This window comes from Sphingomonas elodea ATCC 31461 (genome assembly GCF_000226955.1).
Lineage (GTDB): Bacteria > Pseudomonadota > Alphaproteobacteria > Sphingomonadales > Sphingomonadaceae > Sphingomonas > Sphingomonas elodea.
In genome coordinates this window covers 1-16,481 of sequence record NZ_AGFU01000010.1, presented here as the reverse complement: position 1 = coordinate 16,481, position 16,481 = coordinate 1, and the positions used below count along the sequence as shown (strand labels likewise).

Sequence of the window (16,481 nt, the reverse complement as noted above, 5' to 3'; positions counted from 1 at the left end):
CGCCCGAAGATCAGAACTTGTACGTGATACCGAGATAATAATCCCGGCCGTAGCGCTGATATTCGCGCACCAGTCGCGGATCGGTCGCCTCGGTGGTGACGAAGGGCTGGTCGGTCAGATTCTTGGCCTGGGCCAGGATCGACAGACCCTTGAGCGGGCCGGCCTGGAACTCATAGCCGATCTGGGCATCGAGAACGCCTTCCGACCTGCCGGTGCGGAACTCCGGATTGGCCGAAAGACCGGCCAGTTCCGCCAGGAAGCTGTCGCGCCAGCGATAGGTGGCACGCGCCTGGAAGCCGTTCTTCTCGAAATAGGCGGTGCCGGTGGCGATCCACTTGGACTGGCCGGGGATGGTCACTGCCTGGGTCGGGTTGCTGCCATAGATGACGCGGCTGTCCACATAGGTGCCGCTGGCGAACACGCCAAACCCGTCGAGCGCGCTGCTGAAGGTGCTGAACGGCACCGAAGCGGTCGCTTCCACGCCGAGGATGTCGCCGCGGCCGGTATTTGCGGGCGTCGACACCAGACCGAACTGGGCATTCTGCGCGCGTACGATCGCCGCGGCAGCCGGGGGCAGGGCCGAAAGCAGCGCCGAGAAGTCATACAGCGTGCTGTTGTTCGGATCGACGAAGTCGGTGAGGTGCTTGTAGAAGCCGGTCAGCGCAAGATAGCCGCCGCCGCGCAGATATTTTTCCACCGAGATGTCGATGTTGGTCGACTTGTACGGACGCAGGCGGAAGTTGCCGCCGTTCGAGCTGAACGGGCTGTTCTGCGGCAGATTGCCGAGGCCGACCTTCGAAAGGTCGATGCCCACCGCCTGGGTAATGCGCTCCTGGTCGAGGCGCGGGCGCACCATCGTCTGGGCGGCGCCCATCTTGACGTAGAAGGCGTCCATCAGCTCGAGGCTGAACGTCGCCGAAGGCAGGACGTTGGTGTACTGGGTGCTGTCCTTGACCGGCGCGGTGGTGACGACGCCGTTCTGCAGCGCGGCGATCGCGCCCGCCGAGCCCTGATCGGTATGGACGACCTGCACGCCGATCGTGCCCTTCAGCGCCTTGCCGCCGACCATGCCGTCGATGTTGACCTTGGCGTAGCCGGTATAGACCTTTTCGGTGACGGTGTTGTCGCGCACCAGCGAGTCCGGACGGTTGTCGAACACCGAGCGGAGCTGGTTGTAGACCTTGAGCGGATCATAGGTGAGCATCTTCGGTACGCCCAGATAGGCGAGTGCCACCTGCTCGCTCAGTACCGCATCCGCCGGCACGGCGAAGCTGGTCGGCGTGCCGCTGGCGACGGTGCAGTTGGTGCCGCCGCCCGGCGGGCAGAGGAAGTAGGAGGTGTAGCGGCTCTTCTTCTCGCGACGGCTGAAGTTGCCGCCCACTTCCCAGCTCTTGACGATGCTGCCGCTGAACTCGCCGTTGAAGCTGGCGCGCAGCGACTTGAGGTCGTCCTCGAAGTCCGGGCGGTTGAGGAAGCCGGCCTGCACCACGGCCTGGGTACCGTTGTAGCCCCAGCCGCGCGGGTCGGTCAGCCGGATGATGCTGGTGTTGCTGTAGTCGAGCGTCGGCACGATGCTGTAGGTGCCGTTCGCGTTCTGATTGATCCTGATCGTGTCCTTCGCGCCCGACGAATTATAGCCGGTGCCCGAATAGGTCTCGAGCAGGAAGTCGGTGCGGGTCGCGTGGCTCCAGCTGGCGTCGACGACGAAGTGGATGCTGTCGCTCAGCTTGAAATCATTGTTCCAGCCCAGCGAGATGTTCTCGGCCTTGCGCTTGTTGTAGTCGTTGCGCTGGACGGCAACGATATTGCTGAGCGTCGCGCTGGTCACCAGGCCGTTCTGCACGGTGTAGCCCGGCTGGATGACGGCGCCCGAACCCCATTGCGGCGCGACCGGAAATTCGATGCCGCGCAGGCGCTGGGTTTCCTCGAAGTGCGAATACAGGCCGTCGAAGGTCGAGTGGAAATTCTCGCTCGGCTGCCATTCGACGGTGGCGACGCCACCATAGCGCTTGAGCAGGTTCGACTGCACATAGGGCTTGGCGCCGCCGAGGAAGAGGTTGCCGCCGGCCGCGGACTCGTTGGGGAAGCCCCAGGCGGCGTAGCGCTCGATCTGGGTCGGCGTGTTCTGGGCGGAGACGCCGATAGCGATGCCCAGCGTGTCGTTCATGAACTTGTCGACATAGGTCGCCGAGGCGCGATAGCCGTAGCGGGTGGCGTCCGGGTTGAGCTTCTTTTCCTCGTTCATCTGGCCGCGCGCGGCGACGACGAAGGTGCGCTTCTGATCGAGCGGGCGCAGCATGCGCAGATCGACCGTGCCGGCGATGCCGGCGGCGATCAGCGAGGCGTCGGCCGACTTGTAGACGTTGACGTTCTTGAAGAATTCCGACGGATACTGATCGTACTCGACGCCGCGGTTGTCGCCCACGGTCACCTGTTCGCGGCCGTTCAGCAGCGTCGTCGAGAAGTCCGGGCCGAGACCGCGGATCGACAGGCGCTGGTCGCGGCCTTCGAGGCGCTGGGCGGTGACACCGGGGATGCGGGCCAGCGAGTCCGCGATCGATACGTCGGGCAGCTTGCCGATGTCTTCGGACGAGACCGAGTCCACGATCATCGTGTTGTTGCGCTTGATGTTCGCCGAGGAGGCGAGCGCGGCGCGGAAGCCGGTGACGGTGATCGTCTCGCCCTGGCTATCGTCCTGCGCGGTGGTGGCGGGCGCGGCGGCGTCCTGTGCGAAGGCGGCGGCGCTGAAGCTCAAAGCGATCGCGGCGGCGCTGGCGCCGAGGGCAATGCGGGCGGCGCGACGGCCGCGGAACGTGCTGAGTACCATGTCTCTCCCCAATCTTGTCTATTCTGCCGGCTCTTGGGTGGCCGGATGATGCCCGCCCCATGCGGGATGCGCTGGATCTGCGCCGTGCCGCATTCAATCTTGCAAAAGGGGGTATGGAGGCCAGCCGCTCACATACGTATTCAGGCCCGATACGTGGCGACTATGGCGTTTTGGCACCATCCCCGCGATTGACGCGAGGCCTGCCCAGCGCCCATGCATAATATGCGATGCGGCGAGGACGGCCGTACGCGGGAGGAAGCGGGATGGGCATGCAACGCAAGCCTACGTCATTCGATATCGCACAGCTGGCCGGCGTTTCGCAGCCGACCGTGTCGCGCGCCCTGCGTGGCGAGGCCGGCGTCAATCCGGCGACGAGGCTCCGAATCGAGTCGATCGCGAAGCAGTTGAACTACCGCGTCGACAAGGCTGCATCCAATCTCCGTACGCGGCACTCGCAGACATTGGCGCTGCTGTTCTTCGAGGACCCGACCTCCGACGATTCGCTGATCAATCCCTTCTTTCACTCGATGCTGGGATCGATTATCCGTACCTGCGCGGAGCATGATCATGACCTGCTGATCAGCTTCCAGCAGCTATCCAGCGACTGGCACACCGATTACGAGGACGCGCGCAAGGCGGATGGCCTGATCCTGCTCGGCTATGGCGATTTCGAGCTCTATCGGGCCCGGCTGAAGGCCCTGCAGGATGCGGGCACGCATTTCGTGCGCTGGGGGTCGGTGCTGTCGGAAGGCGCCGGGCTCACCATCGGCTGCGACAATCGCGGTGGCGGCGCCGAGGCGACGCGGCACCTGCTCGGCCTCGGCCGCCGGCGCATTGCATTTTTGGGTACGGCCTCCAGCCACTATCCCGAGTTTCACGAGCGCTATCGCGGCCACGCCCAGGCGCTGGCCGGGGGGGGGATCGTCGAGGATCCCGCGCTCCAGATCGACGCGATCACCACGGAGGAATCCGGGGCGGCCGCAGCCCAGGCGCTGCTCGACAGCGGCGCGGACTTCGACGCGATCCTCGCGGCGAGCGACCTGATCGCGATCGGCGCGATGCGGACGCTCCAGGCCGCGGGCAGGCGCATTCCAGAGGATGTTTCGGTGATCGGTTTCGACGATATCCCGGCGGCCAGTTCCGCCAGCCCCCCGCTGACGACGGTGATGCAGGACGCGCGGCTCGCCGGGCGGACGCTCGTGGAGACGCTGATCGGGCGCATCCGCGAAAAGCCGGTGGGGCCTGCACTGCTGCCGACCAGGCTTGTCGTCCGCAGGTCGTGCGGGGCGTGAGCGTGGAGAAACCGCGCCAGTCCTTCGCCGGCCTGTGGAACATCAGCTTCGGCTTTTTCGGCATCCAGATCGGCTTCGCGCTGCAGAACGCCAACATGAGCCGGATCTTCCAGTCGCTCGGCACGCGGCTGGACGATCTGCCCGCCTTGTGGGTGGCGGCGCCGCTCACCGGGCTGCTGGTGCAGCCGATCATCGGGCACCTCAGCGACAGGACCTGGCTGGGCCGGATGGGGCGGCGGCGACCTTATTTCCTGGGCGGCGCGATCCTCGCCGCGCTCGCACTGCTGCTGATGCCGGAAAGCCCGGCGCTATGGTTCGCCGCAGGGCTGCTCTGGGTGCTGGATGCCTCGCTCAACATCTCCATGGAGCCGTTCCGCGCGTTCGTCGGCGACATGCTGCGCAAGGACCAGCACAGTGCCGGCTATGCGGTGCAGACCGCGTTCATCGGCGTGGGCGCGGTGCTGGGGTCGATCTTCCCCTGGGCGCTGGAACATCTCGGCGTTTCCAACGCGGCGGTGGCGCACGGCGTGCCGGACACGGTGAAATATGCCTTCTGGTTCGGCGGCGCGGCCTTGTTCTGCTCGGTCTTGTGGACCGTGCTGACCACGCGCGAATACAGCCCGGCGGAGATGGCGACGTTCGATGGGCCGGTGGTGGCGGACGATGGCGCGGCGGTGCGGCTTCTCGCCGGGCGGCGCCCGATGGCGGGATTGCCGTGGATCGTGGCCGGCGCGCTGGTCGTGCTGGGCGTGGCGCGGTTTGCGCTGGAGAAGGAGGTCTATCTGCTCGGCGGCCTGCTGATCGCCTATGGGCTCGCCCAGATCGTCGCGATCCTGCGCGCCAAAGCCGGCAAATCCAGCATGCTGGGCCATATCGTCGGCGACTTTGCCGGCATGCCCCAGCTCATGCAGCGACTGGCGGTGGCGCAGTTCTTCAGCTGGTCGGCGCTGTTCATCATGTGGATCAACACTACCCCGATCGTCGCGGGGGTGTTCTACGGCGCGCCCGACCCCAAGAGCGCCGGCTACCAGGAAGGCGCCAACTGGGTCGATGTGCTGTTCGCCACCTATAACGGCGTGGCGGCGGTGGCGGCGGTGACGTTGCTGCCGTTCCTCTCGGCGCGCTTCGGCAAGGCGCGGACGCATATCGTCGGGCTGGTATGCGGCGCGGCCGGCTATGCCAGCTTCTTCCTGGTGCGCGATCCGGCCTGGCTGATCGCCAGCGAGATCGGCATCGGCATCGCCTGGGCCTCGATCCTCGCCATGCCCTATGCGATCCTCGCCTCCAGCCTGCCACAGGCGAAGCTGGGCATCTATATGGGCCTGTTCAACGTCTTTGTTGTGGTGCCGCAGCTGCTGGTGGCGACGGTGATGGGGTCGATCATGAAGCGCTTCTTCCCCGGCGAGCCGATCTGGACGATGGCCTTCGCGGCGGCGACACTGCTTCTGGCGGCGCTTGCCATGCTGCGCGTCGCGGCGCTGTCGCGGGACTGAGGGGCTGCTGCACCGCGTCTAGCGCACCGTTCCCCGCTCCAGCGCGACGCGCAGCGTCTCTCGGATCTGCTGGACCTGGTCGGCTGAGGGCATTTCGAACATGCCCCGGGCGCTTGCCGGCAGATGCGCGGCCGGGTCGCCCCCGGTCTGGAATACCAGATGATCGAACATCGTGCGCCAGGCGGCGCGCTGGTCCTCGGGCAGCAGGCGCAGCGAGAACATCGCATGGAGCAGGGCATCCTGCGGGTTCAGCGTCGCTGCCGGAGCCGGCGCCCACCAGTAATTGGCGAACAGGTTGATCGGCTCCAGCGAATCCACCGCGTGCCACCAGTGGAACGGGATGTAGATCGCGTCTCCCGGTGCCAGCTCGGCGACCTGGGCGTGCGCCGCCGCCTCGGCAAAGCGCGGGAACCGTTCGAGGTCCGGTGCGGCAAGATCGACCAGACTGATCGGCGTGCCCGCCGGGGTTACGTCCAGCGGACCCATATAGAGATTGCCGACCTGATCGGGTGGAAACAGCGTGAAGCGTCTCCGCCCGGTGACGACGATCCCGATATTCTCCATCAGGTCGTAATGCGCCGCCACCCTGAGCGCCGTGCCGAGCCATAGCCGCGGGAGCGCCTCGCGGGGGACGAGATCGATGCCGTTCTCTTCCACAAAGCCCGGCAGCAACTCGGGGGCGAGGATCGACTGGATCGCCATGGCATAGCCGGTCGGCTGCTCGCGCTCGCGCAGCAGTCGGTCGAGAAAGGGGGCGAGCGGCGAGGTGCCGCGCACGAAATTGAGGCCGGTCAGGTCTTCGTTGTAGAAGAACCGGCCCTGAATCGAAGGATCGCCGACGATCGCGTTGACCGGGCGATCGTGGAGGAAGCGCTGCAGATAGGCGACCATCGCCGCGTCGCCATCGCGGTTCGCGCGGACTGCCGGCCAGTCGGCGGCGAGGTCGCGCAGCACCACCGGCTGGCCGGCGGCGCGTACTTCCGTGTCGAAGGTCGCCCGATCCATCGGCCCCAGTTCGCGCACCGGGCGCGGTGCGGGGAGGGCGATCACGACGCCTGCCGGAGCGGGGGCGGCGTGCAGCCCATCTGGCGGAGGATGTCGTCCTGAAGGGGCATGGCGTCGGCCGTTTCGTCAATCACTTGGGCGATGTGCTTGAGACGCTCCAGCGTCTCGGCATCGGATAGCAGATCGGCGACGGGATGATAGCCTCGCGGCACGATCCCCTGGCCGTTCATCACCGCCAGCCAGCTTGGCTCGGCGAACAATTCCTCCTGCCTGCGGAAGATCCGGCCATTACCGGCGAACATCGCCAGCTTCTCGGCGAGCCCCTCGGGCGGTGTCAGATCGCGGCAGCGGCGCCAGAAGGCGGAATCGTCGCGCTCGGTGGCCTTGTAGTGGAGGATCAGGAAGTCGCGGATGTCGACATAGTCCTGTGCGGTATCGCGGTTGAACCGGTCGATCTCCAGCGCATCAAAGCCGCGCGTGGGGAACAGCGCCATCAGCCGGGCGATACCGGACTGGATCAGGTGGATGCTGGTCGATTCGAGCGGCTCGAGGAACCCGCCGGCCAGACCGAGCGCCACGACATTGCCGATCCAGGCCTGATCGCGGTGCCCGGCGCGGAAGCGGAGCTGGCGGGGCTCGGCGAGCGGGGCGCCGTCGAGATTGGCGAGCAGCGTCGCCGCGGCCTCGTCGTCGGACAGATGGGCGCTCGCATAGACATAGCCGTTGCCGATGCGGTGCTGCAGCGGAATGCGCCACTGCCAGCCGGCGGCGCGCGCGGTCGATCGGGTGAGCGGTACCTGGTCGCCGCCGAGCGTGCAGGGCACGGCGACGGCGCGGTCGCAGGGCAGCCAGTGCGTCCAGTCGCGAAAGCTGGCGCCCATCGTCTTTTCGATCAGCAGCCCCTGAAAACCCGAGCAGTCGATGAACAGGTCGCCCGCGATCTCTACGCCGGAGTCGAGCCGCACGGCCGTGACATGGCCGCTGGCCCCGTCGCGCTGCACATCCACGATACGGCCTTCGGTACGGCGCACGCCCAGCCCCTCTGCCAGGCGGCGCAGGAAGGCCGCGTAGAGCCCGGCATCGAACTGGAAGGCATAGCCCAGCTTGGCGAGCGGCGAGTTGGGCTGGTCCGGCCGCGGATGCGCGAAGCGCCCGCGCAGGCCCGCCATGATGCCGATCGAATAGGCGTCGAGCGGGGTGGTGTCGCCCAGCGCGCGGGCCTTCAGCCAGAAATGGTGGAATTCCACCCCCAGCATGTCGATCCCGTACACCCCGAAGGGATGAACATAGCGATGGCCGATCCGCCGCCAGTCGACGAACTCGATGCCCAGCTTGTAGGTCGCGTTGGTCTCGCGGACGAACGCGGCCTCGTCGATGCCGACCATCCGGTTGAACAGCACGATGTGCGGGATCGTCGCCTCGCCGACGCCGACCGTGCCGATGGCGTCCGATTCGACCAGCTCGATCGACAGCCCCGGCATCCGGCCGATCAATTTGCCAAGCGCGGCCGCGGCCATCCAGCCGGCGGTACCGCCGCCGACGATCACCACGCGCCGGATAAGATCGTCCCTCACACCGGCGACCCTGGGGCGGCGAACGGCGATTCCTCGGCGAAGGAGAAGGCGGGCAGGGTGGCGGGTGCCGCAGGCGCCGGGGCCGCGGGCCGCGACTGCGGCGCGATCTGCGCGAGGAAGTCGCCGTGCGTCGGCATGCGCTGCGCGGTTTCCCAATAGCCCTGGCGCATCTGCTCCAGTGCCTGGGCCACGAGGTTCTCGTCCAGCGCGTCGGCGGCGGGCTCATATTCCTCGGGCACGATGTGCTGGCCGAGGCACACCGCGATCCAGCTGGGATTGGCGAACAGCTCCATCCCCTCGCGGAACAGTCGGCCCTTGGTGCGGAACAGCTCCAGCTTGCGGGCGAGGCTGTCGGGGATGTCCATCGTCCGGCAGCGGTTCCAGAAGGGCGTGTCGGTGCGCTCGGTCGCCTTGTAGTGGAGCACGATGAAGTCGCGGACGTCGTCGTACAGATCGCGCATCTGGCGGTTATATTCGGCGCGCTCGATCTCCGCGAAGCGCTTGTCCGGGAACAGTGCGATCAGCCGGGCGATGCCGCTCTGGATGAAGTGGATGCTGGTCGATTCCAGCGGTTCGATGAACCCGCTGGACAGGCCGAGCGCGACGACATTCTTCCGCCACATCTCGCGTCGCCGCCCGGTGACGAAGCGGATCCGCCGTGGATCCGCGAGCGGTTCGCCTTCCAGCGAGGCGAGCAGCTGCGCCTCGGCGGTGTCGTCGTCGAGGAACTCGCTGCAATAGACGAGGCCATTGCCGACGCGGTGCTGCAACGGGATGCGCCACTGCCAGCCGGCCGCGCGCGCGGTGGAGCGGGTATAGGGCGTCGGCTCGCGGACATTGGCGCACGGCGCCGCCACCGCGCGGTCGCAGGGCAGCCAGTGGCGCCAGTCCTCATAGCCGGTCTTGAGCGCTTCCTCGATCAGCAGGCCGCGAAAGCCGGAGCAGTCGATGAACAGGTCGCCGGCGATGCTGCGGCCGTCCGCGAGCGTGACCGACTGGACGAAGCCGTCCGCGGGGCGCAGCGTCACGTCGGTGATGCGCCCCTCGATCCGCTCGATGCCGCGCGCCTCGGACAGGCGGCGGAGCAACTGGGCGTAGAGCCCGGCATCGAAATGGAAGGCATAGGCGATCTCGCGCACAGGCGTCTGCGCATTGGGCGAGGGGCGGCCGAACTTGCCGAGCGAGGCGGCGACCGCGTTCATCGACCAGGCGGCGATGTCCGGCGTCGGCCGGCGGGCGCGCTCGCGCAGGTAGAGCTGGTGGAAATGCACCCCCTGCAGATCCTGGGCATAATTGCCGAAGGGGTGGAAATAGCTGTCGTTCAGCCGTCCCCAGTCGAGGAACTCGATGCCGAGCTTGAAGGTGCCCTTGGTCTCCGCAATGAACTGGTTCTCGTCGAGGCCGATCATCGCGTTGAAGTTGAGGATCGGCGGGATCGTCGCCTCGCCGACGCCGACCGTGCCGATCTCGTCGGATTCGATCACGGTCACCTTGGTGTAGCCGTTGTTGAGGAAGCGCGAAAAGGCTGCGGCCGCCATCCAGCCGGCGGTGCCGCCGCCGACGATGACGACGTCGCGAATGCTATGCTCGTTCATGCAATTTTCTCGACTGGGCGGCCAGGAAGGCCGCCGGGGTGGGGAGGTGCCCGATCGCCTGGGCTAGGTGGGTGCGATAGGTGTCCATCGCCTGCAGCGTGTCGGCGAGCGGCACGGCTTCGGCGAGCGGATCGATGCGTCGCGGGCGAACGCCCTGGCCGAACAGCACGGCGAGCCAGCTGTCGCGGTCGAACGTCTCTTCCTCGTAATAGGGCAGGCGGCCGCGCTCGCGGAACAGGCGCAGCGTATGGGCGAGCGATTCCGGCGGCTCGGTGCTGGCGACATCCTGCCAGAAGACACCTTCTCGCCGGCTGGTGACATAGTGGAGCAGCACGAAATCGCGCACGCGCCGGGCCTCGGCGAGCGCCTGGCGGTTGTATTCTGCGCGCTCCAGCGGATGGGGAATGCCGGCGGGCAGCATCGCGATCACCCGGTCGATCGCGCTATGGGCCAAATGGAGGTTGCTCCATTCGAGCGGCTCGATCGCAACGGCCGCGTCGCCGATGGCGATAACGTTGTCACGCCATGGCTCCAGCGACGCTCCGGCAGCGAGTTTTATGGTCTCGCCGTCGATGCTCGGGGCGCCCTCGGCCAGCACTTCGCCGCGATCGGCCGCGCCGGTCCAGCGCCAGCCGGCAGTCCCGGCTTCCACCGTCTCGCAGGGGGGGAGCTCGGCCGCGGCGCCGGGGGCGAGTACCAGCCGGTCACACGGTAGCCAGCGGCGCCAGTCCTCGCGCGGGGCGGCCAGCTGTCCATGAAGCCGTGCGGCAGGGCCGGTGCAGTCGAGATAGAGATCGGCGGCAAGCGTGCTGCCGTCGTCGCGCCGCACGCCCGCGATACCGCCGTCGGACGCGCGTTCCACGCCCGCCAGCGCGCCCGGTTCCACCCGGACGCCGACGTGGCGGCAGAACGCGCCGAGCATCGCGACGTAGCGTGGCAGGTCGAGCACCAGCCCGAAGCCATGGGCGGCGAGCGCTCCATCGCCCTGCGGCAGGACGAAGCGGCCCGCGCGGGCCATGGCGGCAGCGGCGGAAAAGGCATCGAACGGCGCGACTGGCCCGGCCTCGGCCGCCCGTGCCCAGAGCAGGTGGAAGGGCGCGCTGCCCATGGCCTCGCCATGCGGGCCATAGGCGTGGACATAGTCGTCCTCCCGGCCGGACCAGCCGTGGAAGCGCGTGCCCAGCCGATAGGCGCTGCCGGTCCGCAGCACTGCATCCTCCAGCCCGATGCCGAGATCGTCGTGAAAGCCGAGGATCGAGGGCAGGGTGGCCGCGATCCGATCGGCCAGCGCGTCGGACGAAGGCGCAATGGGAAGGATCGTGACGTCGAGCAGCGGCACACGCCGCTTGAGCGCCGCGGCTGCGGACCAGCCGGTGATCCCGCCGCCGACCACCAGAACACGCCGCGGCCCGCTCATGCCGCCGCCGCCATCGCGCAATAGCGATCGATATAGCGCAGATGCTCCGGCACCCGCGCGACGGTAGAGGTGATCTCCGCCTGCAGCGCCTGCATGCCGCGCATCAGCACCGCGCCGTCCGCCTGATCGGCACGCGGATCATAGCCTTGGGGCAGGATGCCCTGTCCGACATAGACCGCGATCCAGCTTGCATCGAGGAAGACGCCCTCGCGGTATTTCACCACGCGGCCGGCGCGGCGGAACAGCTCGATCTTCTCGGAAAGGCTGTCCGGCACCGTCATGGTGCGGACATAGTTCCAGAAGGCGGTGTCGTCGCGGGTGGTCGCGTGATAATGAAGGATCAGGAAGTCGCGGATGCGATCATATTCCAGGTCGATCAGCCGGTTGAACTCGTCGCGGTCCACGGGCGAGACCTGCTTCTCCGGAAAAAGCTCGATCAGCGCGGTAATCGCCTGCTGCACCAGATAGATGCTGGTCGATTCCAGCGGCTCCAGGAAGCCGCTGGCCAGGCCGATCGCGATGCAATTGTGCGACCAGCTCCGCCGCCGGCGCCCGGCGCGGAAGCGCAGCGGCCGCGGATCGGCGAGCGGCGCGCCTTCGACTGCGTGGGTCAGCGCGCGTGCGGCCTCCTCGTCCGAGGTGAAGGCGCTGGCATAGACATAGCCGTTGCCGGTGCGGTGCTGGAGCGGGATGCGCCAGCGCCAGCCGGCAGGCATGGCGATGGCGCTGGTATAGGGCGTGACCGCGGTCTGGGTGCGGCAGGGCATCGCCACCGCGCGATCGGCGGGCAGCCAGTGATTCCAGTCCTCGAACGGCTCTTCCAGCGCCTCGCCCAACAGCAGCGAACGAAAGCCCGAGCAATCGATGAACAGATCGCCCTCGATCACCTGTCCGTCCTCGAGCCGGATCGCGGCGATGTCGCCGCTTCTGCCGTCGCGCAGCACCTCGACCACACGCCCCTCGGTGCGGCGGGCACCCAGATCCTCGGCGATGGCGCGGAGATAGGGGGCGAAGAGCAGCGCATCGAACTGATAGGCATAGCCGAAGGTCGAGGCCAGCTTGTCCGGGTCCGCATCGGGCAGGTCGAACCGGTTGGCCCGGGCGAGCATGCAGGCATAGGAGAAGTGTTCGAGCGGCGGCACATCGGCGCCCTCGGCGCGCAACCGGGTCCAATAATGGTGGAAGTCCACCTCGCCCTTGCCCCGTCCGAAGGTGCCGAAGGGATGGATGTAGCTGTCGCCCAGCTTGCCCCAGTCCCGAAACTCGATGCCCAGTTTGAACGTGCCGCGCGTCCAGGCCATGAAATCCGCTTCGCGGATGCCGAGTTTTTCGACGAAGCCGCGAATGTGCGGCAACGTCGCTTCGCCGACGCCGATGACCCCGATCGCCTCGGACTCGATGAGATGCAGCGAAACGCGCCGGGGCAGCAGCCGCACCAGCGCCGCCGCCGTCATCCAGCCCGACGTTCCCCCCCCTACGATCACGACACGCAGCCGCTCCGGCCCGGCCATCCGACCACCTCGTTGATGTTTCTTGCCTGTTTCCAGCAATATCCCCGCCGCTGTCAAATCCCGAGTGCGGTTGACGCTTTACCGCGGTGCAGCAAGGCGTTGCATGGAAACCACAGGTCGTGCGGAAAAATTCCAGACAATGTTAGCGGTCGCATTGCAAAGTGGATGTCATTCTGGTGTACATGCCTGACAACCTTGTCGTGACCGGAGAGTCACACGCAACTGAGGAGGGGGAATATGCGAGCCAGGTCGCCGTCGCACATCCGTAATCTAAGCAAGTTCGATCTTCTCCTGCGCGGGGCTTCGGTAACGGCGCTTTGCGTCGCGGGCATGATGGGCACTGCCCACGCCCAGACCGCCGCCGCGCAGGATCCGGCCTCTGACCAGACCGTTCCTGCCGACCAGGTGCAGGCACAGGACCAGATCGTCGTCACCGGCATCCGCGCCAGCCTTGCCACCGCCCAGTCGATCAAGCGCAACTCCGACACCGTCGTCGACGCGATCACCTCGCAGGACATCGGCGCGCTGCCCGACCGTTCGGTGACCGAGGCGCTGCAGCGCGTGCCGGGCGTCTCGATCAACCGCTTTGCCGGTTCGAACGATCCGGACCACTTCTCGGTCGAAGGTTCGGGCGTCGCGGTGCGCGGCCTCACCTTCGTCCGTTCGGAGTTCAACGGCCGTACCGCGTTCGCCGCTGGCGTCGGCGGTCAGGCACTGAACTTCGCCGACGTGCCGTCGGAACTGCTCGGCTCGGTCATCGTCGCCAAGAACACCACGGCGGACATGATCGAAGGCGGCCTTGCCGGCACGGTCAACCTCAACACCCGCAAGCCGTTCGATCGGTCGGGCCTGCATGCCGCGCTCAGCCTCGAGGCGAATTACGGCGACATGCGCAAGAAGTGGACGCCGACGATCTCGGGTCTGCTCTCGAACACCTGGGATACCGGCATCGGCCGTTTCGGCGTGCTGGCCAGCGGCGCCTATTCGCGGATCCGCAGCCGTTCGGACGGTCTGCAGATCGCCAACTACCAGACCCGCGACAACACGCTGGTCAACGCCGCCAACACCAACGGCGTGCTGGTGTGCCGCAATCCGCTGCCATCCTCCAGCGACACCCGCACCCTGCCGGCGGCTGGTTCTGCCTGCGGTGCCACCGGTGCGGCCGGCGCGGACGGCTTTGCCGATTACGCCTCGTCGCGCGTGGCGCCTGCGGGCGGCCAGTTCCGCACCCAGGAATTCGACCGCAAGCGTGACGGCTTCACCCTGGCGACGCAGTTCGAGTCGATCGACAAGCGCACGCTGCTGACAGCGGAATATGTCCGCTCGCACACCACCCAGGAGTGGAGCGAGTACACGTTCGAAACCGCGCCGGATCTGGCGGAATACACGACCTATCCGAAGGGCTGTTTACAGAACTCGGACGGCCCGACGCTGCTCAACCCGGACGGTACCGCAGGCGCCTCGACGTCGCGCGCGCAGTGCCCCGTTGGCCAGTATCAGGACTTTGTCTATGACGCCAACGGGCTGTTCCAGTCTGGGTACATCGTCAACACCAGCAACGGCTGGCGCGGTAATCCCAATCAGCCGAACTTCTTCGTGCCGATCGGCGGCTTGCAGCAGTCGCTTGCCCGTCGCCAGTCGAGGGAAGAGACGACCAATCAGGACTGGAGTCTGCGGCTGCGTTCGGACCTTACGGATCGCCTGACCGTGATGCTCGACGCGCAGGTCGCTACCTCGCACCGCGAGCAGCTCGATTTCTCGGTGTTCGGTTCGAGCTTTGCCGATCAGGAACTGAACATTACGGGTAACCTGCCGACGGTGATCCCGCACAAGCCGCAGTATCTGGGCTACAACTGGTCTGGCGTGAACCCTGCCCTCGCCAGTGCGACGGATGCCCAGTACTTCACCGATCCGCGCTTCCAGTTCTGGCGGGCGGCGATGGACCATTTCGAGGATAGCCGCGGCACACAATACGCGTTCCAGGGCGACGTCGAATACAAGCTCGACGATGATGCTTTCCTGCGCAAGGTCAAGTTCGGTGCGCGGTACCAGGATCGCTCTCAGACCGTAAAATATTCCTCCTATAACTGGGGTATGCTGAGCGAAACTTGGTCTGGCTCCACTCCGGTGAACTTCGCTGATACGCCAGCCAATCAGATGGTTCGCTACAATTTCCCTAACTTCTTCCGTGGCCAAACAACGCCGCCGCCGGGCGCCTTCTACTACGGCGGCGACCTGATCCGCGACTATGCGGGTTCGACCAAGTTCTTCCAGTCGATTCAGGCGCAGACCGTCGCCAGGGGCGGCTCGGTCGGCTGGCTTCCGTCTGCTAGCCGCGCTGGTGTGATCGCAGGCTCGCCTTATCTGCCCAGCGAGATTCAGCCGGTGGCGCAGCAGGACTTCGCCGCGTACGGCATGGCGAGCTTCGGATCGGATACGCTGTTCGGACGGGTACGCTTCTCGGGCAATATCGGCCTGCGCTGGGTGCAGTCCGAAGTACGTTCGGAGGGACAGATCGGTGTGCCGAACCAGCAGCAGTTCAACATCTCCGATCCGTATAGCGTCCGCTGCGTCGCAACCGTGCCGCCGGGGGCGCCTCCGGGCACCCAGCCGACCCCGCCGGGCGGTGCGTGCCGGCTCGGGCCGACGGGCTATGCGCAGTTGCAGCAGTTCGCCGGTAGTGGTGCGCCGATCACGCGTTTCGACGCGGCGGTTAATCGCTACAATTACCTGCTGCCCAGTATCAACCTGAAGTTCGGGATCGGATCCGACCTGCTGCTCCGTTTCGCGGGATCGAAGGTGCTGACCCGTCCGGACAACGCCAATATCCGTAACTTCATCAATGTCGGCCTGGGTACAAGCGGTGAACTGACGGCGACGGCGGGCAACCCCTATCTGAAGCCGGCAACGGCGTGGCAGTTCGACGCGAGCCTGGAATGGTACTTCGCCCGCGTCGGCTCGCTGACGCTCAACGGCTTCTACAAGGCGATCGACGGCTTCTTCTACCAGGAGGTGAGCAACCGTCAGATCACGAGCAACGGCATCACCAAGGACGTGTTCGTCCGCGGTCCGGCCAACTATAGCGGTACCGGCAAGATCAAGGGCTTCGAAGTCGCCTATCAGCAGACCTACGAATTCCTGCCGGGTCCGCTGAAGGGGCTGGGTGTCTCGGCGAACTACACGTTCATCGACAGCTCGGGTTTGCCGAACAGCTTCCTCAACGGCGGTTCGCCGTCGAACGTTTCGACGATCACGCCTTCGGGCAACCTGCCGCTCGAGCAGCTGTCGAAGCACAACGTCAACGCGGCGGTCTTCTACGAGCGTGGTGGCATCTCGGTGCGCGCCGCCTATAACTGGCGCTCGCGCTTCCTGCTGACCGCCTCGGACGTGATCTTCCCGTACTTCTCGATCTTCAACGAGCCGGTCGGGACGCTGGACGCGTCGCTGTTCGTCAACCTCACCAAGGACATCCGCATCGGTGTGCAGGGCGTGAACCTGACGAACACCGTGACCCGGACGACGCAGGCCTATACGGGCGAGCCGAACAATCTGGCGCCGCGGTCCTACTTCATGAACGACCGCCGCTATTCGATCATCCTGCGCGGCAATTTCTGACGAGCTTCTGCCGAACGGCAGGGGGAGAGGGGGGCTCCGGTGCTTGGCACCGGGGCCCTTTTTTAATTGCTGACACTGCTGCGCCTGGATGTACCGAAACATGCCGGGCTGGAAGGAGATGCATACGCAAAGCGCGGAGGGATGCACTTCCC

General features: G+C 66.4%; 9 protein-coding genes. 3 read left to right on the top strand and 6 right to left on the bottom strand.

Annotated features, from left to right (window positions below; genetic code table 11):
• Nucleotides 1-10: 10 nt before the first annotated feature.
• Nucleotides 11-2,827, bottom strand: a complete 2,817-nt coding sequence (locus tag KK7_RS0104075; RefSeq protein ID WP_010543370.1) for a TonB-dependent receptor — start codon at nt 2,825-2,827, stop codon at nt 11-13.
• A 263-nt stretch (nt 2,828-3,090) separates the two neighbouring features.
• Here KK7_RS0104075 and KK7_RS0104070 point away from each other — a divergent pair, with 263 nt between their 5' ends.
• The gene (locus KK7_RS0104070) at nt 3,091-4,119 is read left to right on the top strand and encodes a LacI family DNA-binding transcriptional regulator (RefSeq protein WP_010543369.1); all 1,029 of its coding nucleotides are present in this window, start codon (nt 3,091-3,093) and stop codon (nt 4,117-4,119) included.
• Between the two features lie 2 nt (nt 4,120-4,121).
• Nucleotides 4,122-5,612 carry an MFS transporter gene (locus KK7_RS0104065; RefSeq protein WP_029622766.1) on the top strand — a complete coding sequence of 497 codons (1,491 nt, stop codon included), beginning with the start codon at nt 4,122-4,124 and terminating at the stop codon, nt 5,610-5,612.
• An 18-nt stretch (nt 5,613-5,630) separates the two neighbouring features.
• Here the strand turns inward: KK7_RS0104065 and KK7_RS0104060 are convergent, their stop codons facing one another.
• From KK7_RS0104060 to KK7_RS0104040, 5 genes are read right to left on the bottom strand one after another with little or no spacing between them, the layout of a single operon-like run.
• A complete protein-coding gene (locus KK7_RS0104060) occupies nt 5,631-6,662 on the bottom strand; it encodes a cupin-like domain-containing protein (RefSeq protein ID WP_010543367.1) in 1,032 nt (343 codons plus the stop codon).
• On the bottom strand, nt 6,659-8,191 hold the full coding sequence (locus KK7_RS0104055) for a tryptophan halogenase family protein (protein ID WP_010543366.1): 1,533 nt from the start codon (nt 8,189-8,191) through the stop codon (nt 6,659-6,661). The genes KK7_RS0104060 and KK7_RS0104055 overlap by 4 nt, the downstream gene beginning before the upstream one ends.
• Nucleotides 8,188-9,786, bottom strand: a complete 1,599-nt coding sequence (locus tag KK7_RS0104050) for a tryptophan halogenase family protein (RefSeq protein WP_010543365.1) — start codon at nt 9,784-9,786, stop codon at nt 8,188-8,190. The genes KK7_RS0104055 and KK7_RS0104050 overlap by 4 nt, the downstream gene beginning before the upstream one ends.
• On the bottom strand, nt 9,773-11,203 hold the full coding sequence (locus KK7_RS0104045; RefSeq protein WP_086011751.1) for a tryptophan 7-halogenase: 1,431 nt from the start codon (nt 11,201-11,203) through the stop codon (nt 9,773-9,775). Before KK7_RS0104045 ends, KK7_RS0104050 begins: the two co-directional genes overlap by 14 nt.
• The gene (locus KK7_RS0104040; RefSeq protein ID WP_010543363.1) at nt 11,200-12,714 is read right to left on the bottom strand and encodes a tryptophan halogenase family protein; all 1,515 of its coding nucleotides are present in this window, start codon (nt 12,712-12,714) and stop codon (nt 11,200-11,202) included. The genes KK7_RS0104045 and KK7_RS0104040 overlap by 4 nt, the downstream gene beginning before the upstream one ends.
• Nucleotides 12,715-13,044: 330 nt before the next feature.
• On the opposite strand from KK7_RS0104040, the gene KK7_RS0104035 reads away from it, so the two are divergent.
• On the top strand, nt 13,045-16,329 hold the full coding sequence (locus KK7_RS0104035) for a TonB-dependent receptor (protein ID WP_010543362.1): 3,285 nt from the start codon (nt 13,045-13,047) through the stop codon (nt 16,327-16,329).
• Nucleotides 16,330-16,481 lie beyond the last annotated feature (152 nt).